The 21,096-nt window shown below is 71.1% G+C and carries 21 protein-coding genes; 14 read left to right on the plus strand and 7 right to left on the minus strand.

Annotated features, from left to right (window positions below; translation table 11 throughout):
• The first annotated feature begins 265 nt into the window (after positions 1-265).
• From FB561_RS17815 to FB561_RS17835, 5 genes are all read left to right on the plus strand, one after another.
• A complete protein-coding gene (locus FB561_RS17815; RefSeq protein ID WP_238334886.1) occupies positions 266-973 on the plus strand; it encodes a hypothetical protein in 708 nt (235 codons plus the stop codon).
• 86 nt (positions 974-1,059) lie between these two features.
• The gene (locus FB561_RS17820; protein ID WP_145808059.1) at positions 1,060-2,184 is read left to right on the plus strand and encodes an NAD(P)/FAD-dependent oxidoreductase; all 1,125 of its coding nucleotides are present in this window, start codon (positions 1,060-1,062) and stop codon (positions 2,182-2,184) included.
• 34 nt (positions 2,185-2,218) lie between these two features.
• Positions 2,219-3,304 (plus strand): baeRF2 domain-containing protein, encoded by a 1,086-nt coding sequence (locus FB561_RS17825; protein ID WP_145808066.1) that lies wholly within the window; start codon positions 2,219-2,221, stop codon positions 3,302-3,304.
• A 44-nt stretch (positions 3,305-3,348) separates the two neighbouring features.
• Positions 3,349-3,588, plus strand: coding sequence for a hypothetical protein (locus tag FB561_RS17830; protein ID WP_145808073.1), 240 nt, complete (start codon positions 3,349-3,351; stop codon positions 3,586-3,588).
• 37 nt (positions 3,589-3,625) lie between these two features.
• On the plus strand, positions 3,626-4,258 hold the full coding sequence (locus FB561_RS17835) for a class I SAM-dependent methyltransferase (RefSeq protein ID WP_145808081.1): 633 nt from the start codon (positions 3,626-3,628) through the stop codon (positions 4,256-4,258).
• A 169-nt stretch (positions 4,259-4,427) separates the two neighbouring features.
• On the opposite strand, the gene FB561_RS17840 is transcribed toward FB561_RS17835, so the two are convergent.
• Entirely contained in the window at positions 4,428-4,910 is a 483-nt protein-coding gene (locus tag FB561_RS17840; protein WP_145808088.1) for a winged helix-turn-helix transcriptional regulator, read from the minus strand.
• A gap of 54 nt (positions 4,911-4,964) precedes the next feature.
• Between FB561_RS17840 and FB561_RS17845 the strand changes: the two genes are divergently transcribed.
• Entirely contained in the window at positions 4,965-5,204 is a 240-nt protein-coding gene (locus FB561_RS17845; RefSeq protein ID WP_145808093.1) for a hypothetical protein, read from the plus strand.
• A 12-nt stretch (positions 5,205-5,216) separates the two neighbouring features.
• The gene (locus tag FB561_RS17850) at positions 5,217-5,483 is read left to right on the plus strand and encodes a GNAT family N-acetyltransferase (RefSeq protein WP_145808095.1); all 267 of its coding nucleotides are present in this window, start codon (positions 5,217-5,219) and stop codon (positions 5,481-5,483) included.
• 10 nt (positions 5,484-5,493) lie between these two features.
• On the opposite strand, the gene FB561_RS17855 is transcribed toward FB561_RS17850, so the two are convergent.
• Positions 5,494-6,069, minus strand: a complete 576-nt coding sequence (locus FB561_RS17855; RefSeq protein WP_145808097.1) for an HdeD family acid-resistance protein — start codon at positions 6,067-6,069, stop codon at positions 5,494-5,496.
• Between the two features lie 131 nt (positions 6,070-6,200).
• Positions 6,201-6,746: a YbhB/YbcL family Raf kinase inhibitor-like protein gene (locus tag FB561_RS17860; RefSeq protein WP_202880646.1), complete on the minus strand. Its 546-nt coding sequence runs from the start codon at positions 6,744-6,746 to the stop codon at positions 6,201-6,203.
• A 133-nt stretch (positions 6,747-6,879) separates the two neighbouring features.
• Here FB561_RS17860 and FB561_RS17865 point away from each other — a divergent pair, with 133 nt between their 5' ends.
• Positions 6,880-7,809 carry an AEC family transporter gene (locus FB561_RS17865; protein WP_145808099.1) on the plus strand — a complete coding sequence of 310 codons (930 nt, stop codon included), beginning with the start codon at positions 6,880-6,882 and terminating at the stop codon, positions 7,807-7,809.
• A gap of 4 nt (positions 7,810-7,813) precedes the next feature.
• On the opposite strand, the gene FB561_RS17870 is transcribed toward FB561_RS17865, so the two are convergent.
• The 4 genes from FB561_RS17870 to FB561_RS17885 form a co-directional block, all read right to left on the minus strand.
• Entirely contained in the window at positions 7,814-8,389 is a 576-nt protein-coding gene (locus FB561_RS17870; RefSeq protein WP_145808100.1) for a mycothiol transferase, read from the minus strand.
• Between the two features lie 46 nt (positions 8,390-8,435).
• A complete protein-coding gene (locus FB561_RS17875; RefSeq protein WP_145808102.1) occupies positions 8,436-9,020 on the minus strand; it encodes an ArsR/SmtB family transcription factor in 585 nt (194 codons plus the stop codon).
• A gap of 67 nt (positions 9,021-9,087) precedes the next feature.
• On the minus strand, positions 9,088-9,702 hold the full coding sequence (locus tag FB561_RS39005; RefSeq protein ID WP_145808104.1) for a TetR/AcrR family transcriptional regulator: 615 nt from the start codon (positions 9,700-9,702) through the stop codon (positions 9,088-9,090).
• 10 nt (positions 9,703-9,712) lie between these two features.
• Positions 9,713-10,897: an acyltransferase family protein gene (locus FB561_RS17885; protein ID WP_145808106.1), complete on the minus strand. Its 1,185-nt coding sequence runs from the start codon at positions 10,895-10,897 to the stop codon at positions 9,713-9,715.
• Between the two features lie 185 nt (positions 10,898-11,082).
• On the opposite strand from FB561_RS17885, the gene FB561_RS17890 reads away from it, so the two are divergent.
• The 6 genes from FB561_RS17890 to FB561_RS17915 all read left to right on the plus strand — a co-directional run bounded on the left by FB561_RS17890 (position 11,083) and on the right by FB561_RS17915 (position 21,088).
• Complete coding sequence (locus tag FB561_RS17890) at positions 11,083-12,681, plus strand: MFS transporter (protein WP_202880647.1); 1,599 nt, start codon at positions 11,083-11,085, stop codon at positions 12,679-12,681.
• A 104-nt stretch (positions 12,682-12,785) separates the two neighbouring features.
• Positions 12,786-14,393, plus strand: coding sequence for an MFS transporter (locus FB561_RS17895; protein WP_145808110.1), 1,608 nt, complete (start codon positions 12,786-12,788; stop codon positions 14,391-14,393).
• Positions 14,394-14,522: 129 nt separating this feature from the next.
• Entirely contained in the window at positions 14,523-17,051 is a 2,529-nt protein-coding gene (locus FB561_RS17900) for a helix-turn-helix transcriptional regulator (protein WP_145808111.1), read from the plus strand.
• A gap of 103 nt (positions 17,052-17,154) precedes the next feature.
• Entirely contained in the window at positions 17,155-18,594 is a 1,440-nt protein-coding gene (locus FB561_RS17905) for a cytochrome ubiquinol oxidase subunit I (protein WP_145808112.1), read from the plus strand.
• Entirely contained in the window at positions 18,591-19,628 is a 1,038-nt protein-coding gene (locus tag FB561_RS17910; protein WP_145808114.1) for a cytochrome d ubiquinol oxidase subunit II, read from the plus strand. Before FB561_RS17905 ends, FB561_RS17910 begins: the two co-directional genes overlap by 4 nt.
• Positions 19,629-19,723: 95 nt before the next feature.
• Positions 19,724-21,088 carry an NAD(P)/FAD-dependent oxidoreductase gene (locus tag FB561_RS17915; protein WP_145808116.1) on the plus strand — a complete coding sequence of 455 codons (1,365 nt, stop codon included), beginning with the start codon at positions 19,724-19,726 and terminating at the stop codon, positions 21,086-21,088.
• Positions 21,089-21,096: the final 8 nt, after the last annotated feature.

Here is a 21,096-nt window from a genome sequence, read left to right on the forward strand (position 1 = left end):
ATCCTGACCAGTCGCCGGCGGTGGTCAGTCCGTCGTCGGAGTGCGGAGTTCTGAAGCGATCGCTTGTCGCCCATCCTCGTCCATTCGGCCGAGCCTCAAGGGCCAGAGCCGGGAGCGCGCGGTGGTTTCCGCTGCCGACTCGCCCGCCGAGGTGGTGACCGACGGTGCCGGGGACCGGCAGAATGAGCTGTCGGGTTCTACGGACGGGGAAGGCGTTTTGCCGGAGCGGTTGTATCGGAGTCTGCCGGCGGATGCGAAGGCCATTGTGCGGGCGTATCCGCCGATGATCGTGTGGTTCGCGGCCGCGCTCGCGGGCCTCGCGGTGGTGTTCGACGTCTTCTACCTGGTCGCGAGCCCGGGTCCCGCACTGGCCGCCGTGTACGCGGTCCCGGTCCTGGCCGGGGTGGTGGCCGGCCTGGTCGCGGCGGCCGAGGATCTCGAGCTGGACCGGCGGGTGCTGGTCCGGACCATCGTCGCGGCGGTTGCCCTCGGCATCACCAACCTCGTCGTGGTGGCGATGATCTCGGCGATCCGCCGGACCGATCCGTCGAACTGGGCGGCCGGTGGCCAGGCGGTCCTGCTGGCCGCGTTGCTGGTGCTCTCGCTCGGGTTCACCTCGGTTGTCCTGAGCAACCTCATCGGTGCCCTGGGCATTGAACTGCGGACCCACCGGCGGCACCGCAAGCCGGTACCGGCGCCGGTCGCCGCACCTGCCGCCGCCCCGAAGCCGCGGGCGAGCAAGGAGGCGGCCGCTCGCGCGAAGCCGGTCCAGGTGGTGGAGGAGAGGTACGAACCGGATCCGGAGCCGTTCGTACCGCCGCCACCGCGCGTGGTCGACCTGGAGGAGCCGCGCGAGGTGGTCACGGCCGACCCGACGGCGCATGCGGATCGGCGCCTGACCCGCGGGACCCGGGCCCCGGTCGTCCCGCCGTCCCGTCGCCCGCACCGTCCTGGTCGTCGCCCCGGCCGCTGATCGCGGGGACCCCTTCGCGCGAGCCGGGATGACCGGAGCCCGACGTGGGCACACTAGGGAGGTCGCCTGGTGTACGGGGAGGGGTTGTGAAGCCGGTTTGGGACGTGGTCGTGGTCGGCGCCGGACCCGCCGGAGCCTCGGCCGCCTTGGGCGCGCTCGCCGTGGATCCGCGGTTGTCGGTGCTGCTGCTGGACCGGGAGGACTTCCCGAGGGACAAGGCTTGTGGGGACGGAATCGCGCCGCACGTGCTCGACCTGCTGGCCGACGTCGGGGTGACGGGGGTGCTGGACGACTGGACGCCCGTGCGGCGATTCTGCCTCGAACGGGGTTCGCTGGCGGTTGACCGTGAACTCGCGCGTCCGACCTGGGTGGTGCCGCGGACGGTGTTCGACGAGCGCCTGGTTGCGGCGGCTCGATCGGCGGGTGCCCAGCTCGTACGGCATCGCGTGCGCGACCTGCGGGTGGACGGCGACACGGTGCTGTTGGACGGGTCGCTCACGGGGCGCATCGTGATCGGAGCCGACGGTGCGCACTCCGTCGTACGCCGGGTCGCCGGTGGTCGCCGTGGTCCGACTGCGCTCGCGTTGCGGGGGTATGCGCCGACGCCGCCGAACCGGTCCGCGCAGCAGGCGATCGTGTACGGTCCAGGGCCGCAACCGTCGTACGCGTGGTCCTTCGACCGGGGTGACGGTCTGTCCAACGTCGGGTACGGCGAAGCGCTCACCGGACGACGCCAGCACCCGACCCGGACCGAGTTGCTGAACCGGCTGGAGGACCTGCTGCCGGGTGCGACGGACGGCGGTACGGACTGGCGGGCGCACCACCTGCCGCTGACGAGCTGGAGCTGGCGCCCGGGGAAGGGCCGAGTCCTGCTCACCGGCGACGCGGCCGGCCTGGTGAATCCGATGACGGGTGAGGGCATCTACTACGCCGTGGCCACCGGTCTGTCGGCGGGACGAGCGGCTGCCGGGTCCCTCCGTGACGGTGACGGGCGCGGCGCGGGCACGGCTTACCGGCAGCTGAGTTCGCCGTTGAACCGGCACTTCCGCCACACCGCGTTGGCCGCGCTGCTGACCCAGTCCGGCCGGGTCCTCGACGCGGGGATCCGGGCGGCGGCCGCGGACCAGCAGGTGTTCGACGACCTGGTCGAGCTGGGCCTCGCCGACGGCGGCCTGACCCGCCCCCTCGTCCGCGGTTTGTTCGGCCGCTGAGTTTCCCGGCAGGTCCGTCGGGTACCCGGGCGGCATGGACATCTCGCGCCTGACTCCTGTGTACGAAGCCGGTGGTCCGTTCGCCACGGTCACGCTCGACGTCAGCCACGACAGCGAGACGGCGGCACGCGAGCACGAACTCAGGGTCCGGGACGCCGGTTCGGACCTGGATCGGCAAGGTGCGCCGGAAGCGGTGATCCGGGCGGTGACCGATCCGCTGGCCGAGAACCCGGCCGAGCCCGCCCCCCAGGCCCGGACCGTGGTCGGGAACCGGGACGGCGTCCGGTTCGACGAGCTCGTGCACCGGCAGGTGGACCAGGCAGCGGTGAGCTGGTCCGCGCTGCCCGACCTGGCCGGCTGGGTGCGACTTGCCCAGGGCAACATCCGGTTCGTGCTGGCGCTGGTCGACCACGTCGGCGGTGACGTCGCGGTGTACCGGTCGGAGGTGCCCGAGCCCGAGTTCGCGACCACGGCGGGCGGGGAGACGTACCACGTGCACAAGGTCCCGGTCGGCGGCTGGTCGGCACTGCGGTACCAGCACGAGACCGAGAACGTCTGGCGCCGGAACGCCGACGCGGTCGGCGACGAGGTGGAGAGCCGGGTACGCGAGGGCGTCAAGCTGGTCCTGGTCGCCGGCGACGCGCGCTCCGTGAGCCATCTGCTGAACCGGCTGGAGAAGGTTCAGGCGACCGTGGTCCGGCTGGACAGTGGTGGCCGCGCGGACGACGGTGGTGGCGAGGCGATGCGGCAGGCGATCCGCGAAGCGCTGCAGGAGTACGCGGTCGCGCGTCAGCTCGAACTGGTGCACCGGCTGAAGGACCGGCTCGGTCAGGGGTTCGCGGTCGCGACCGGGGTCCGGGACGTGGCCGACGCGTTCGTCCAAGGCCAGGTGGAAACGCTGCTGCTCGACCCGGACGGCGCCGCGGACCACGAGCTGCTCCCGAAGGACCACCCCGGCCTCGTCCTCGGCGACGTACCGGAAGACGAAGCGGTGCGCGCCGACCAAGCACTGCTCGCGGCGGCGGCTCTGACGAGCGCGGAGGTGACGGCGCTACCGCTGGTCGCCATCGCGGGGACGCCGGCGGCTGCCCTGCTGCGGTGGGACAACCACGAGAGCTGACCGCGGCCGCGCCGCGCTGAGATCGGAGGACGAGGATGGCTTGGTTGGCCAAGCTGAAGGAGCGCTGGTTCGCTCACCGCATCAACGAGGGCGACGCCCCGGCCGACACCGGAGTCGCCGCCAGCCGGGAAACCGGCGGAATCGCCGGCCACGACCCGACCGGCGACGCCCAGTCGACCACCGGCACCGGAAAGAACCAAACGTTCGTAGGCCGCCCAGCCGGCGACGACGACGGCTACACAGGCCGAACCGGAGCCGAAGCCCGAGCCGAGGAGAAGGAGTAGTACGCGTCGTGGGCTCGCTGGGCGGTAACTTCTCGGGGTGGACTCCACTGATCCCAAGGACTTGGTTCGCCGTGGGTACGACGCTGTTTCCGCGCGGTACGACGAGGTTTACGGTGCGGAGACGAAGTACGAGGCTCTGCTGAGTGAGATCTGCGAGCTGGTACCGGTGGGTGGGGCGGTGCTGGATGTCGGTTGCGGGAGTGGAGTGCCTGTCGCGCGGACGCTGGCGACCGCCGGGTACCGGGTTGTCGGGATCGATCTCAGCGAGGTGCAGGTCCGTCGGGCGCGGGAGCAGGTGCCTGCGGCGGAGTTCATCCACGCCGATGTGATGACGGCTTCCTTCGATCCAGCGTCGTTCGATGCCGTGGTCTCGTTGTTCGCGCTGATCCACCTTCCGCTGGCCGAGCAGCAGGATCTGCTCGGCCGGATCGCTGGCTGGCCTCGGCCGGGAGGTCACTTCGTGGCGACCACCGGGCACGGCGAATGGACCGGTACCGAAGAGAACCGGCTCGGCGGTGGAGCCCCGATGTGGTGGAGCCACGGGGACGCCGCCACCAACCGGAGCTGGATCCGGCAAGCAGGTCTGGAGATCGACCGAGAAGACTTCCTCCCCGAAGGCACCGGCGGCCACGCCCTCTTCTGGGCCCACCGCCCGGGAAACCCCACCTGACAACCAACCTCCACCCGCTCACGTCCAGCACCGCAGATCGCCCGCCGGGTCCACCCGCCTCAACCAAGCTGCGAGCTCGCTCGCGGACCCGGCCGCGGGTGACGTCGGCGGACCTGCGCACGTCAACTTTCGCTGGGTTCTCTCAGAAATCTCTTGTGTTCAAGGGGTTTCAGGCTTCTTGGGCGGTCGGGCCTGGGCGGAAGGCTGTTTCGCGCGGGGTCGGTTCGTGGCCTGCTTGGCAGCGGAGGACTACCTGGACTTCTGCTTCGCAGCCGCGGTGGTGGGCTACCAGAGGCGGACCGCCGGGGATCGGGAGGTGCTGGTCGCCCCACTGGACCAGGGCGACCAGGACCGGGTACAGGTCGAGGCCGGCTTCGGTGAGGCGGTACTCGGAGCGTTCCCGCTGGCCCGGGACGCGGTACGGGACACGGTGGAGGAGGCCTCGGTCGATCAGGCGGGTGAGGCGGTCGGTGAGGACCTGGCGGGGGATGTCGGTGCGGGCGCGGATGTCCTCGAAGCGGCGGACGCCGAGGAAGACCTCGCGGAGCACGTGGAACGTCCACTTCTCGCCGAGGATCTCCATCGTGCGGGAGATGGTGCAGTTGGCGGTGGACCAGCGCATCGCCTCGGGCAGGGTCTGCTCGGCTGTCATGGTTCGAGGATAGGTCTGCTTGACAGACTCAGCCAGTGCGGCGAACCTGACTCTGTGAATCAGACTCAGGTAGGCCGTGACGGTGTAGTCGTCCGGCCCGCGGTGGAGGCGGACCGGGACGCGCTCGCGAACATGCTGGCCGGGTTGTCCGAGCTGACCTTGTACTTCCGCTTCCAGACCGCGGTCGGGCGTCCGCCTCGGCCGTCGGTGGTGGAGCCCTTGCTCCGGCCGACGGGGGCCGCCTGGGTCGCCGAGCACGAGTGCCGGTTGATCGGTCACGTGATGTGGGCGTAGGCGCACGGCGACCTGGATTCGACGGCCGAGCTCGCCGTCGTCGTGAGCGAACCGCACCAGGGGAACGGGCTCGGGCTGCACCTGGTGTCGACCGCGGCCGCACACGCCCGGGCTGCCGGGGCGACCAGGTTCCTGCTCGTCGTGAGCGCCGCCAACGACAAGATGCTGCGGCTCGTCCGGCGGTACTGGCCGAGCCCGCGGACCGAGCGTGACGGGGCGCTCCTCACCTTCCTCGTCCCCGCGGTACTCCCCGCCCGGACCGCGCTGGTCTCGGCCTGAGGCCTGAGGGTCAGGCGCTGGCGACCGCCGGCCCGGCTTCGGTGCCGCCGCTGTTGTTGAGTGCGCGCCGGACCACCAGGCCGATCGCGATGAAGACGGCGCCCCAGATCAGTGCCATCACGCCGAGCAGGACGGCGATCCCGACCACGGCCGCGCCCGGGTTGGCAGTGAACAGGATGCCGAGCACGATCGAGAGCACGGCGCTGAGGACGAGCAGCCAGCGTGGGGTCAGCAGGTCGCTGCGGAAGGCGGCGAAGAGTTCGAACAGGCCGCGGACGATCAGCCAGATGCCGAGGATCCAGGTCAGCGCGACCGCCGTCGTCGAGGGGTGGAAGATCGCGAAGAACGCCACCACCAGCGAGACCACGCCGAGCCCGGCCAGCCACCACCGGTTCCCGCCGGACCGTTGCTGGAACGCCTGCACCAGTGCGCCGACCCCTTCCACCAGCGCCCAGAATCCCCACAGCAACGCCAGCGCGATCGCCGTCTCCAGCGGCCAGACGATGGCCAGGATGCCGAACACCACCGCGAGCGCGCCCCGGACCACGAGTATCTTCCAGCCGAGCGTCAACCACTCCCGATCCATCCCCGTCCCCTTCTCCGCCGGCTCCCGGACCCCTCCATCGTTCGCCGGTTTCGCGTCGTTGACAACCACCGGTCACGGATCGTGATCGTTGCGGCCGGCATCGGTGTGCGCGGTGCCCGCGAGCCGGCGGATCAGCGCGAGTACAACCCGGTCAGCCGGCCCTGGGCGAGGGCGAGGGAGACGGCCTCGCGGGCCTGGTCGAGCGAGGCGCCGTGGTTCAGCCCGGTCGGGGCCGGCAGGGCGTACACGGTGAAGCGGTAGTGGTGCGTACCGCTGGGCGGGCACGGTCCGAAGTACGACGGGTTGCCGGCCGAGTTCTTGCCCTGGACGACCGAGGTTCCCGAGTACGACTCCGGCAGCTCGGTCGTGTCGGGCGGGAGATCGAGGACGACCCAGTGGACGAACGTGCCCCGCGGCGCGTCCGGGTCGTCGAGGATCAGCGCGAGCGCCTGCGTCTCCGGCGGGACGTCCTGCCAGGCGAGCGGCGGTGAGACGTCGGCGCCGTCGCAGGTGTACCTGGCCGGGATCCGGTCGAAGTCCCCGAAGGCCGGGCTGGTCACGGTGATGAGGTTCGGTGCGGACATGGTCACCTCCGGTGCCGGCTGCGGGCGGGTGTCGCTGCACCCGCCCAGGATCGCCAGGGCAGCGAGCACCGCCGGAGCCAGGTGCGGTCGCACCCTGCCAGCGTCTCACCGTGCTCCCGAACCGGCCAGGGCCCTCGTCCCGGCATCCGGGACTCGCGGGAAAGCGGTTGCTGACTCTCTCTAGGATGACCCGGTGACACCGAACTCCGAGCGCCGCTGACCGCGGGTGTCGTCCGTCGTCGGTGCGTTCGCCGCGCTGGTCGCCGTCGCCGTCCTGGGCTACCTGGTCGGCGTCTTCCGCGTGCTCCGGGCCGAGGACGAGCTGGTGCTGTCCCGGCTGGCGTTCTTCGTCGCGACCCCGGCGCTGATGTTCACCACGGTGGCGCGGGCCGACCTCGGGTCGATCTTCTCGCCGGTCCTGCTGACCAACTTGGCCAGCCTCTTCGTGGTCCAGGTGTTGTACCTGGGGATCGCGGTGCTGCTCTGGCGGCGGGACCGGAGCCGGGCCACGATCGGCGTGCTCGCGGCGTCGTACGTGAACGCGGGCAATCTCGGTGTCCCGGTCGCCGTGTACGTGCTCGGTGACGGGGCCCTGGTCGCGCCGGTCGTGCTGTTCCAGTTGCTCGTGATGGTGCCGGTCGCGTTCGCTGTGCTGGACGGCGATCGGCTGGGTTCGGGGCGCCGCGTCTCGCTGCGGGCCGTGCTCACGAGGCCACTGCGCAACCCGGTGACCGTTGCCACCCTGCTCGGTCTGCTCGTCGCCACGATCGGCGTCGAACTCCCCGAGGTCCTGCTCCGGCCGGTCGACCTGGTGGCCGCGGCCGCGGTCCCGGTCTCGTTGGTGGCGTACGGACTCAGCCTGAGCGGGGCGCGTCAGTCGATCCGGCTCGGGCCGGGACCGGATCTCGCGCTCGCGGTCGCACTGAAGGCGTTCGTCCAGCCGGCGATCGCGTACGCGTTCGGGCGCTGGGTCCTCGGACTGCACGGTGGCGAGCTGCTCGGTCCGACGCTGCTCGCGGCCTTGCCGACGGCGCAGAACGTGTACGTCTATGCCGTGCACTACCGAACCGGCCGGCGGCTGGCCCGGAGTGCCGTGCTCACCAGTACGTTGCTCGCGATCCCCGTGATGATGGCGATCAGCGGACTCCTCGGCTGATCGGTCAGGCGCTCGGACGCCAGCCAGGCGGCGGGTCCTCGCCGACGTGCCCGTCGACGGCCTCGCGGAGGAGATCGGCGTGACCGGTGTGCCGGCCGTACTCCTCGATCAGGTCGCAGACCAGTCGGCGCAGGCTCGCGTGGACGCCGTCCGGTGAGCTGACGTGGGCCTCCTGGTCGAGGCCGCCGTTCTCGATCGCGGCGTCCAGGGTCGCCCGCGAGCGTTCGACGGCGCCGTCCCAGTACGCGTACAGCTGCGCCGGGGTGTCCTTGGCGGCGGACTCGAACTCCCAGTCGTTGCTGCCGTTCCAGCCGAGCTCGGTCCAGGGTCCGGCGATCGGTTCGCCGCGCAGCTTGGCGGTGAACGTGTAGTCCTCCTGCGCCGCGAGGTGCTTGAGCAGTCCGCCGAGGGTGATGCTGGAGGCGCCGATCCGGGTACTCAGGCCGGCGGCGTCCAGGCCGTCCGCCTTCCAGCGGAAGGTGGCCCGCAACCGGTCGAGGGCGCCGAGCAGGTGCTCGACCTCGGTCCCGGCGAGCGGCGGCTCCCAAGGAGTCAGGGAGGTCTCGTCATGCGTGGTCATGGTGACCACCGTAGAACTGTTTCCGGACGATCGGCTTCCGGAAGGGTCAGTCTTCGTCCGGACGCGGTGGCAGCGTCGGGTACCCGGTCATCGGGTACAGCCCGATCGCGAACCCGTACGAGGTGTCGCCCGAGCGCGGCAGCTTGTCGAACTCGTGGATGATCCCCTCGACCCGGTCCCAGAACTCGGCCGCGCGTTCCTCGGGGATGCGGGCGTGCCGGAGGAACGCGCGCAGCTGGCCCGCCTCGTACGCGCCGCTGGACTCCTGGGCCGCGACCTCGAAGTCGTTGAAGTCACCGGGCAGGCTCGAGCCGTCGGCCTGTTTGCGGCCCAGCCCGACGAAGAACATCCGCGCCGTCCGGCCGTAGTACCGCTCGTCGATGGCCCGCACCCGCCTGGTCCGGACGACGCGCAGCAGACCGGCGTCGGCGAGGACGTTGACGTGGTGCGCGACCGTGCTCTTCGGGCGCCTGACCGCGGTCGCCAGCTCGGTCACCGTGGCGGCGCGTTCGTGCAGCAGGCCGAGGATCGTTGTCCGCAGCGGGTCGCCGATCGCGCGGACCTGCTCGGCGGTGGTGAGCTCGATCGTCTCCTCGAGCTCGTAGTCCGGGACCGCGGGATGGCTGGCCATGATCGGCTCAGCGTAGCAATCGGTCGAAAGATCTCGAACGTTCGACATCGCCGCCGATCCGGGCCGGTCAGCCGGCCGGATCCGGTGGGCTGAGCAGGCCGCGGGTGATCAGCCGCTGGTTGGCGGCGCTGCGTTCGGCCAGTGGCCCGGGGTCGAAGACCGGGGCGTCCAGGGTCGGGCCGATGACCGGTTCGAGCAGCATCGGACCGAGGATCAGGAAGAGGGCCTGGTACGGCGCCCAGCGGGTGTCGGCCGCGTCGGCGGAGTCGTGGCCGGCCGCCTCACGGAGGGTGCGGAGCTGCTCGTCGGCGCCGGTCAGCAGCCGCTGGAACAGGGCGGTACCGGCAGGCCCGCCTTCGAGGAGGACACGGCGCAGGTAGTTGCGCCGCAGGCTGTCCGAGCCGAAGAGCTGGGCCGTGACGGAGCCGAGCGCCGCCAGTCCGCCGGCCGGTTCGAACTTGGCCAGCTCCTGGTCGAACGTGTCCAGTACGTCCTCGTCGACGGCCGCGCGCAGCCCGTCCTTGGAGCCGAAGTGGTGCCGCAGCAGAGCGTGCGAAACCCCTGCCTCGGTGGCGATCGCGCGCGTCGACGTCGCCTCGAACCCGTGCTCGGCGAACAGGTGCAGGGCCGCCAGCCGCAGCCGGGCCCGCGCGGTCAGGTCGGTCGGACGCGGCTCACTCATCGCGCCGAGTCTAGATCCAGGCCCGCAGATAGCGGACTCGGCGGAGACCCGTGGCGAGCGTGAAGCTCAGCGGGACTGCGATGAAGCCGACCAGGAGGAACTTCAGCAGTGGGGGCGCGCTGAGCTCGCGGGTGGCGAGTTGAAGGGCGACGACGACCGGGACGTGGAGGACGTAGACCGTGAACGATGCCGCGGCCAGACGTTGCAGGAAGCGGTTCGGTTGGTTGAGGCGTTCGCGGAAGAGGGTGAGCAGGCCGAGGCTCAGCGCGGTACACATCGTCGTCTCGACCACCGACCACACAAGCGAACGGATCCCGGTGCCACCCGGCGCGTAGTACCGCGCTAGCTGGGGCAGGGCGGCGTAGTGGGCGATCGCGAGCGTGACGCCGACGGCGAGCCAGGTGTACCCCGCGCGACTGCTCAGGCCCGTGAACCAGCCGCGGCGGTACGCGAGCAGCCCGGCGAGGAAGAAGCCGCCGTACTGGACCAGGTCGGCGGGTTCGGCCTGGAGGAAGTCGAGGATGCCGACCCAGGTGTCGACGGGCCAGGTGATCCGGATCGCGTACGTGCCGAGGCCGAGCACCGCGGTGAATCCGATGATCGCGGCCGTCCGGGGACTCTCGACCGTGCTCGGCCGGGGACGCCGGCGGACGACGGCGCGCCACACGGCGTACAGGATCGCGTAGACGAGCAGGTGCTCGATGAACCAGAGGTGCCCGAACTGCAGATCGGGCCAGCTCGGTCCGGTCCAGCCGGCCGGCTCGGGGGCGAGACCGAGGTAGACGTCGGTGTAGTAGCGGCCGAAGGAGATCGACGGGTAGTCGCGGAAGACGCGGTAGTGGGCGTACATCAGCGCCGGGATGATCACCGCGACCCCGAAGAGCAGCGGCGCGCCGAGCCGGCGGAACCGGTCGAGGAGGTACCGCGGGCCGCCCTTGCGGTCGAAGGACGCGGGCAGCAAGTACGCCGAGATCGCGAAGAACAGGCTCATGAAGAAGGCGCCGTTGACCACCGTGAACCGGCCCAGCGGTTCCCAGCGGTCCGTGCCGGTGACGTACCACCAGTCCGGCGGCCCGAACGGCTGGGCGGCGTGGTGCAGCACCACGAGCACGACCAGCGCGACCTTCAGGTGATCGAGGAAATGCAGGCGTCCGCGCGCCGGTCGCTGTCCGACTGGATTATTTACTGTCCACATGGACAGTATCGTACGATGCGCCGTCGTGACCGGGCGACCGGAAGCGCCCCGAGCGGTACCCGCAGCCGACCCTGACTGCTGGTCAGGGCAGCGACCGGCTGCGACCATGAAGGCGAGACCCGGTCTCGCCTGTGCCCCAAGGTGTCGCTGCGCCGATGGCTGGGTCATGGGGGAGGGGATGCCTCGTGGCCGGGGACGCGGTACCGGGTGTGCACAAGGAGTCGGCGGGTCAGCGACGATTGGCGCTGTTGCTCGCGATGGCGATGTTCGTGCTGGTCGTGGACACGTCACTGATGAACGTCTCGATCTCGTCGGTGGTGCGCGATCTCGACACCACCGTGAGCGGGGTGCAGTCCGCGATCGCGCTGGAGGCGCTGGTCTCGGCCGCGTTCATCCTGATCGGCAGCAAGATCGGCGACCTGTTCGGGCGGAAGCGCGCGTACGTGCTCGGCCTGCTCGGGTACGCCGTGGGCGCGATCGCGATGACGCTGGCCCAAGGGCTGACCGCGATCATCGTGTTCTGGGCCGTGATCGGCGGGATCGGCGCGGCGTTGCTGCTGCCGGCGATGCAGTCGCTGATCCACGGGAACTTCGAGGGCGACGCGCAACGGCAGACGTACGCGCTGGTCGGGGCGTCGGCCGCGATCGCCGCCGCCGTCGGGCCGTTGCTCGGCGGGTTCATCACCACGTACCTGTCCTGGCGCGTCGGGTTCCTGCTCGAGGCGGTCATCATCGCGGTCGTCCTGTCCGGGATCCGGCTGGTCAAGGATGCGCCCTACACCGGTGAGCGGTCGATCGACCTGGTCGGGGCGCTGCTGTCGGTGGTCGGGATGGGCGGCGTCGTGCTCGGCATCCTGGTCTGGCAGGAGGGCGGCGAGTACGTCGGGCTGCTGATCGGGATCGGCGTCGTCGGGCTGGCCGCGCTGGCGTACTGGCTGGTCCGCAGGCACCGGGCCGGGAAGGCGACGTTGCTCGACCCGGAGCTGTTCAGGGTGCGCACGTTCCGGTTCGGCATCTCCGGCCAGTTGCTCCAGCAGGTCGCGCTCGGTGGCGCCATGATCGCGCTGCCGATCTACCTGCAGATGGTGCTGGAGTACAACGCGATGCAGGCCGGGCTCTCGCTCGCGCCGTTGTCGCTGAGCATGTTCGCGATCGCGCTGCTGGCCGGGAAGAAGGCCGGGAAACGCCGGCCGAGCGGCATCATCCGCTGGGGGTTCACGTTGCTCGCCATCGGTGTGGCCGGGCTGTTGCCGCTCGTCCCGCGGGTCGACTCCGGCTGGTACCTCGTCGTCCCGTTGCTGGTGGCCGGGTCGGGGCTCGGGCTGCTCGTCTCCCAGCTGAACAACTACACGCTCAGCCCGATCTCCGAGGAGCGGGTCAGTGAGGCGGCCGGGGTGAACTCGGCGGGCGGGTCGTTCGGGCTGTCGTTCGGGCTGGCCTTCACCGGCGCGATCATGCTGGCGATGCTGTCGTTCACGTTCACTTCGCTGTCCGACGACAGCACCGTGCTGCCGCCGTCCGACAAGGAGCGGGTCGCGCAGGCGCTGAACGACGACGCCGAGCTGATGAGCAACACCCAGCTCAAGGAACTGCTCGCCGACGAGCCGCCGGCGATCCAGGAGGAGATTCTCCGGATCAACACCGACGCCCGGCCGATCGCGCTCCAGGTGGCCCTGCTCATCCCGCTCGGCGCCGCGCTGCTCGGCCTGGGGAACTCGTTCCGGATGGTCCGGATCCCCGACCCGGTGCCGTCCAGCCCGGACGGCCCGGTGCCGTTGGGCTGACCCGGACCCGGGTGGCCGCCGCGGACCTCATCCGAGCTGGGTGATCCGGGCGGGCACCGGCCCCGGTACTGGTGGAGGCATCCAGGACCGAGGGGGTGGGCGGAATGGCCGACGTGCCGCGCAGTACCGAGACCGCCACCAGGCCGGCCGACGTGCAGCCGAAACGGGCCGGGCTGGTCCTGTTCGCGCTGATCCTGGTCGCCGCGGTCGCGAACCTGAACCTGTCCGCGGCCAACGTGGCGCTGCCCGCGATCGGCCGGGCGTTCGACTCCTCGCAGACGACGCTGGACCTGGTCGCGGTCGCGTACTCGCTCGGCCTGGCCGCCTCGGTCCTCTACCTCGGCGCGCTCGGCGACCGTTACGGGCGGAAGCTGATGCTCGTACTCGGCATGGTGCTCTCGGTCCCGGCCTGCCTGCTCGCGGCGTACGCGCCGAGCGACACCGTCCTGTTCCTCGCCCGCGTCCTCGGCGGGATCTCGGCCGGGCTCGCGTACCCGACGACGCTGGCCCTGATCGCGGCGCTGTGGTCGGGGCCGGGCCGGACCAAGGCGATCGCGTTGTGGTCCGCGATCGGTGGCGGCATCGCCTCGCTGGGTCCGCTCGTCGCGGGCGCGCTGCTGGAGTCGTTCTGGTGGGGTTCGGTCTTCCTGATCACCTTGCCGCTGGTGGTGGTGGCGCTGGTGATGGCGGTCTGGCTGGTGCCGGGCCACGTCAACGAGACGACCGAGCCGGTCGACAACCTCGGCGGCATCCTGTCCGTGGTCCTGGTCGGCGCGCTGATCCTCGCGATCAACTTCGCGCCGGTACCGAACAAGGGCACGCAGGTGCTCGTCCTGTCCGTGATCGCCGTCGTGGCCCTGGTGGCGTTCCTGCTCCGGCAGCGCCGGGCCGCGAACCCGCTGTACGACCTGCGCGTCGCCCGGCGGCGGATCTTCTGGGTCGCCGCGTGCGCGGGCATCATCGTGTTCGGGGCGCTGATGGGCTCGGCGTTCATCAGCCAGCAGTACCTGCAGAACGTGCTCGCCTACTCGACGCTCGAAGCGGGTGCCGCCTTCCTGCCGGCGATCGTGTTCATGATCCTGGTCGCGCGGCTGTCGGCGAAGCTGGTCGACGACCGGGGCGCACGCTTCACCCTGCTGGCCGGGTACGTGTTCCTGCTGCTCGCGTTCGGCGGGATGCTGCTGCTCTGGTCCGACAACAGCCCGTACTGGCAGGTCGCGATCGTGTACGCCTTCATCGGCATCGGGGTCGGGTTCGCCGGGACGCCCGCGTCGCACTCGCTGACCGGGTCCGTGCCGGTCCAGCGGGCCGGGATGGCGTCGGGCACGGCCGACCTGCAACGCGATCTCGGCGGCGCGTTCATGCAGTCGATCTTCGGTGCCCTGCTCGCCTCCGGGTACACGTCCGCCTTCGCCGCGACGATCGCGTCCGCGCCGAACGGGCAGCAGGTCAGCGACACCGTGGAGAACCAGCTGACCAAGTCCTTCGCCGGCGCGGCCGAGACCGCCGAGCAGTACCCGCAGTACGCCCAGCAGATCGTCGACGCGGCGAAGTCGTCGTTCCTGGACGGCGCCGACTGGGCCTACACCGCGGGTATCACCGCGATCGTCATCGGTGCGCTGCTCGTGTTCTTCCTGTTCCCGCACCGGGACCGCGAGCAGGAGCTGCTCGCGCAGTACGAGGCCGAGGACACCGGCAGCCCGCCGAAGTGAGGGTGACCGCGGTCCCCGGGTTTCACCCCATCGGGGCGATGCCGGGCTGTGCCCCGGAAACCATAGTCGGAGCCGGGGACCGCCCTCGCGGGCGAAGGGTAGTTGCCGCAGTACTGAGGGGGCCGGGGGATGACGGTGCAGCGAGCCACGGGCCGATCCGACGGGGAACCGGGACCGCACGTCCTGAGACCGTTCGACGAGCTCCGGCCGAAGGTGCGCCGGCGGAGGACGGGCCGGCCGGGCAGCCGGATCCGGCCACCGGCGCAGTCGTTCCGGGTGGTCGAACGGCAACGCCTGCTGGACCGGGTGTCCCAGGCGGTCGAGCGGCACCCGTTCACCTTGGTCAGCGCACCGGCCGGATCCGGCAAGACGGTGCTCACCTCGACCTGGTCGAAGCGGCAGGCGGAGTCGAGTCCGGTCGCGTGGTTGTCGCTCGCCGACACCGACGACGACGCCGGCCGGTTCTGGGCGGACCTGCGGTACGCGCTGGCCGACGTCTCGGTCGATGCCGGCCGCACCCCGTACGCGGTCCGGGCGGGCGCCGGTGACGTCGACGTGCTGTCCGAGCAGTTGCTGCGGTTGGACGAACCCGTGGTCCTCGTCCTCGACGCCGCCGAACACGTCCGCGGGGCCGCCGTCTTCGACCAGCTCGATCGCTTGATCGACACGGCCGGCGAGCGGTTGCGGGTCCTGATGACGACCCGCGCCGATCCGCCGATGCCGTTGCACCGGTACCGGCTGGAGGGAACGCTGGCCGAGATCCGGCACGACGAGCTGGCCTTCACCGGCCCGGAGGTCGAGGCGATGCTGGACCCGGGCAAGAAGGTGCCTGAGGCCACGACAAGGCAGGTGCTCGACCGGACCGAGGGCTGGGCCGCCGGGGTCCGGCTGGCCGCGCTCGCGCTGCGGTCGGGGGAGCACCGCGCTCCGCTGGACGGGCTGGCGGACGACTACCTGCTGGCCGAGGTCTTCGACGGACTCAGCGGGCCGGATCGGGACTTCCTGCTCAAGGTCAGCCTGGCCGAGGAACTCACCGCCGACCTCGGGACCGCGCTCACCGGCCGGACCGACGCCGGTGAGCTGCTCCGGCGGATGGCGGCCGGGAACACGTTCGTCCAGCCGATCCGCGGCCGGCCGCAGTGGTACCGGATCCACCCGCTCTTCCGCGATCTGCTCCGCGCCGAGGCCGCCCGGACGATGCCCGCCGCGATCGACGCACTGCACGGCCGGGCCGCCGATTGGCTGGCCGGCCAAGGGGAACTGGTACCTGCCGTCCGGCGCGCCTGCGAGCAGGAGGACTGGGTGCGCGCGGCCGGTTTCGTGGTGAGTGCCCGTGGAGTAGGGGAGCTGCTGCTCGCACCGCCCACGAGCTCCGTGCTCGGCGGATGTCTGGCGGCGATGCCGGACCTGGACTCCGCCGATGTACGGCTGGTCCGCGCCGCACTGGCCGTCGGGCGGGACGACCTGGTGTCGGCGCGGACCAGTCTTGCGAGCTGTGCCGCACCCGACGAAGCAGGCGACGACTGGTCGTTGTCGGCCGCGGTCGTGACCACGCGCCTGTCCGACATGGCCGGCCGGACGGACGACACGTTGGCGGCCGCCCGGATCGCGCGGGAGCACCTCTCGCGTCACCCGGTCGCCCGGGACCGCAGACTTCAGCAGCTCAACGCGTTGGTGCTGAACGCCGAAGGAACGGCGTACCTGCGGTCGGGTGACCTCGACGGCGCGTGCGCGGTCCTCGGGGACGCGGTCCGCTCGGCGGCGGCCGTGGACTGTGCGGAACTGCGGCTCAGATCCGTTGCCACGTTGGCGCTGGCCGAGGTTTGCCGTGGCCGGCTGTCTAGAGGCCAGGGGCTGGCGGACACGGCCGAGCGACTAGCGAGCGAGTGTGTCGCCGAACGCCGTCCGGCGGCCACCCATCTCGCGCACGCCTGGGTCGCGCTGGAACGCCAGGACCTGAGCCGGGCGCAGCGTTCGCTCGACCGGGCCCGCCGGCTGCACGAGACCCGCGACGACGCGTTGCTGAGCTCCGTGTCCGCGCTGCTCCGGGCTCGCCTGATGCGCGATCGTGGCGACCGGGTCGGCGCTCGGTGCGTGCTGAGATCCCCGGTCGCTTCGACCCAGTGGTTACAGAGCTTTGTCGACATCGAGGCAGCCGGTGTCGGCCTGCCGAGAGCGGTCGGCGACGCCTACCCCGCGGTGTCCGTTTCCCAGCAGGTGCAGGAGTTGCTGGAGAACGCGCAGACGCAATGGGGCGACGGGGACACCCGAGGTGGCCGGGCCGACGTCGCGAAGGCGCTGTCGCTGGCGCGGGGCGAACGGATCCGCCGGCCGTTCGCGCACACCTCGGCCCGGATCCGCGCGATGATCCGGACCGACCACGCGCTGCGGTCGCTCGCGGGCTGGCTGCGGCCGGAGCAGACCGCCGGCGTGCTGCGGCCGGGGGACGATCCCGCCCCGATCATCGAGGACCTGTCGGAGCGCGAGCTCGAGGTGCTGCGGCACCTCGCGGCGTTGCTGACCACCGAGGAGATCGCGGCCGAGCTGTTCATCTCCGTGAACACGGTGAAGACGCACGTCCGCAAGATCCTGCGCAAGCTGTCGGTCGCCAATCGCAACGAGGCGGTCCGGCGGGCCTGGGACCTGCATCTGGTCTGACCCGAGTCACCCGCGCCGGGTGATGCCGCCGCTTCGCGGGCCCGGACAGACTCGGCACACGGAGGCACCCGGGGGCCGCCCCACGGTGCGCGGGGAGGCTCGGATGCTCGATGGCGTTGCCAGTCTGACGATCGCGGCCGCCGTCGATCCGGTGCCGTGGGCCCGGGCGCAGATGGCGTTCACGCTGGCCTGTCACATCATCCTGGTTCCGCTCGGGGTGTCGTGGGCGTTCATGACCCTGGTGGCGAACTACCGGGCGTTGCGCCACGACGACCGGGACGCGTTGGTGCTGGCCCAGCGCTGGTCGAAGTACATGGCGGTGACGTTCGCCGTCGGCGCGGTGACGGGGACCGTGCTGAGCTTCGAGTTCGGGCTGCTCTGGCCGAACTTCATGGGCACCTGGGGCGAGGCGTTCGGGGTCCCGTTCGCGTTCGAGGGCCTGTTCTTCTTCACCGAGGCGATCTTCGTCGCGATCTACATCTTCGGCTGGCGCCGGCTGAAGCCGTGGACGCACTTCTGGACCGGCGTACCGATCGTCATCGCGGGCATCTTCGGCGCGGTCTCGGTGGTCGCCGCGAACGCCTGGATGAACGCGCCGGCCGGGTTCACCCTGAACAGCAACGGCGAGGTGGTGAAGGTCGATCCGCTCGGCGTGATCTTCAACGACGCGATGCCGTTGCAGTCCGCGCACATGCTGGTCGCCGCGTACCTGGTCGGCGGGTTCCTGGTCTCGTCGGTCTACGCGGCCGGGATGTTGCGCGGCCGCACCGACCGGTACCACCGGACCGGCTTCCTGATCGCGTTCACGGTCGCCGCCGTGATGACGCCGGTGCAGATGGGCGTCGGCGACGCGCTGGCCCGCTGGGTGTACAACAACCAGCCGGTGAAGTTCGCCGCGATCGAGCTGGTCCCGACCACGAGCTCAGACGTACCGGAAACCCTGCTGGGCAAGCTGAACGACGACGGCACCGTGACCGGCGGCATCGCGATCCCGGGGCTGGCGTCCTGGTTGTCCGACCCGGGGACCGGCAAGTCGACCGTGGTCCAAGGGCTCGACACCGTCCCGGCGAACGAGCGGCCGTCGACCCGGCAGGTGAACACCGTCCACCTGTCCTGGGACATCATGGTCGGCCTCGGGACGGCGCTGTTCCTGCTCTCGGTCTGGTACGGGCTCAGCTGGGCGATCAAGCGCCGGATGCCGCAGAGCAAGTGGTTCCTCCGGGCCGCGGCCTGCTCGGGCGTGCTCGCCGTGATCACGATGGAGGCCGGCTGGGTGGTCGCCGAGGTCGGCCGGCAACCGTGGATCGTCTACCGCTACATGAAGGTCGAGGACGCCGCCACCGAGAACTCCGGGGTCTGGATCACCTTCATCGTCGTCGCGGTGCTGTACGTCGCCCTCGGCATCACCACGATCGCCGTCCTGCGTGCGATGAGCAAACGGTTCCGCCGGGCCGGTGGGTTCGTCGACCACGACACCCCGTACGGGCCGCCCGAGCAGGTCACCGCCGGCACCGGCGGGCAGACCGAGGAGAAGGCGCCGTGAGTACGACGATCGCGGTCGTCCTGCTGCTCGCGCTGGCCGCGTACGCGGTGTTCGGCGGGGCCGACTTCGGGGCCGGGTTCTGGGACCTGACCGCCGGCGGACCCGAGCAGGGCGCGGCGCCACGCGCCGTCATCGACCGGTCGATCGGTGCCGTCTGGGAGGCGAACCACGTCTGGCTGATCTTCATCTTCGTGGTCACCTGGTCCGCGTTCAGCCCGGCGTACGCGGCGATCATGCTGACCATGTACGTCCCGCTCACGCTCGCCGCGCTCGGGATCGTGCTGCGTGGATCGAGCTTCGCCTTCCGCAAGTCGGTGGCGACGTTGCGGTACCGGCGGATCTTCGGTGGCGGGTTCGCGTTGTCGTCCGTGCTGGTGCCGTTCTGCATGGGCGCGATCGCGGGCGGCATCGCCTCGGGACAGGTGCCCGCGGGTGGCAAGGCGGGCGACCCGGTCGACAGCTGGCTGAACCTGGCGTCGATCGTCACCGGGGTTTTCGCGGTCGTCGTCGCGGCGTACCTGGCGTCGGTCTACCTGGTCCGGGACGCCCGCTCGGCCGGCGACACCGCGATGGTGGAGTACTTCCGGCGCCGGGCCGTGGTGACCGCGGTGGTGGCCGCCGTGGTCGCGGGCGTCGACCTGATCGTGCTGAATTCCAAGGCCTCGTACGTCTTCGACGGGCTGATGTCGCGGGGTCTGGCGCTGGTGATCCTCAGTGTGCTCTGCGGATTCGGCGCACTCGTGCTGCTGGTCCGGAACGCGGCCCGGGGTGCCCGCGTCCTCGCGATCCTCGCGGTCGCCTCGATCATCGGCAGCTGGGGTGCCGCGCAATGGCCGTACCTGTTGCCCGAGAGCCTGAAGGTGTCCGAGGCGGCCGCACCGGACGGGACGCTGACCGCGTTGCTCGTCGCCGTCGGTGTGGCGCTCGTCCTCGTCGTGCCGGGGTTCGTCCTGCTCTACCTGCTGCACGAGCGGCAGTTGCTGCCGGAGGAGGGCGCCGAGGACGTCAGCGACCGGTCGCCCGCAGCGCGCTGATCCGTGCGGGTCAATCATCTGCCGCGGGTGATTCGGCCGGCCGCTCCGGCCGCCAGCCTGGAATCGGACTCGCGACCGCAGAGGGAGGATCCGCGATGACTGCCTCGACTCCAGCGCCGGGCGCCGACCGGGACGACACCGGGCGCGTCGTCGTCCTCGGCGGCGGGCTGGCCGGTGTCGCCTGCGCCCACAAGCTCGGTGACGAGGGCATCGCCGTGACCTTGGTGGATCGCAACAACTACCACCAGTTCCAGCCGCTGCTCTACCAGGTCGCGACGGCGCAGCTGCCCGCCGAGGACATCGCCCGGCCGCACCGGACGATCTTCCGCGAGCTCCCGGCGGTCGAGATCCGCACCACCCAGGCGACCGGGATCGACCTCGAGCACCGGACCGTGACGCTGGCCGGCGGCGAGCAGGTCAGCGGGGCCGACCTGGTCATCGCCGCGGGCGCGCGACCGGAGTACTTCGGGGTGCCGGGCGCCGCCGAGCACGCGTTCCCGCTGTACTCGGTGGCCGACGCCGAACGGCTCCGGCTGCATCTGCAGGACATGGTCCGGGCCGGGTCCGAAGCAGGGGCCGACGCCGGCCTGCTGGACATCGTCGTGGTGGGCGGCGGACCCACCGGCGTGGAGATCTCGGGCGCGATCACCGAGCTGATGGCCGCCCTGGTGGCGACCGGCCGGATCTCGACGCCGGGGCGCATCGTCCTGATCGACCGCGGCAAGACGTTGCTCGGTGGGTTCTCCGACAAGTCGCACGAGTACGCGCACGAGAAGCTCAGCAGCGACGGCGCCGATCCGCGGCTGACCACCGGGGTCACGGCCGTACACGCCGACCGGGTCGAGCTCGACGACGGGACCTCGATCCGGACCCGGACCGTGATCTGGGGCGGCGGCGAGTCGGCCGCCTCGGTGATCGGGACCGCCACCGGGCTGAAGACCGGCCGGGGCGGGCGGATCGACGTCCTGCCCGACCTGAGCGTCGAGGGACACAGCCACGTCTACGCGGTCGGCGACGCGGCCAACATCCCGGCGAAGGACGGCGCGATCCTGCCTCAGCTGGGCTCGGTCGCGCAGCAGGCGGGGCTGTGGGCTGCCGAGAACATCCTGCGCGAGCGCCGCGGCGACAAGCGCGAACCCTTCCGCTACAAGGACAAGGGCATCATGGCGATGATCGGCCGCAACGCCGCCGTCGCCGAGGTCGGCCGGCACCGGCACCAGGTCGAGGGCCCGGTCGCCTTCGCCGCCTGGCTCGGGGTGCACGCGATGCTGCTCAGCGGCGCGCACAGCAAGGCCGACGCGTTCCTGTCCTGGGCCTGGGACTACTTCGACCGCGACCACGCCGCGATCGTCGAGTGGTCCGACACCCCGCAGCGCATCGTCTGGGGCGACGACTCCGCGGACGTCCCACACATCACCGTCGACCGGCCCGGCCCGGACACCACGGCGGGTCGTTCCTGAGGAGGACA

The organism is Kribbella amoyensis (genome assembly GCF_007828865.1).
Lineage (GTDB): Bacteria > Actinomycetota > Actinomycetes > Propionibacteriales > Kribbellaceae > Kribbella > Kribbella amoyensis.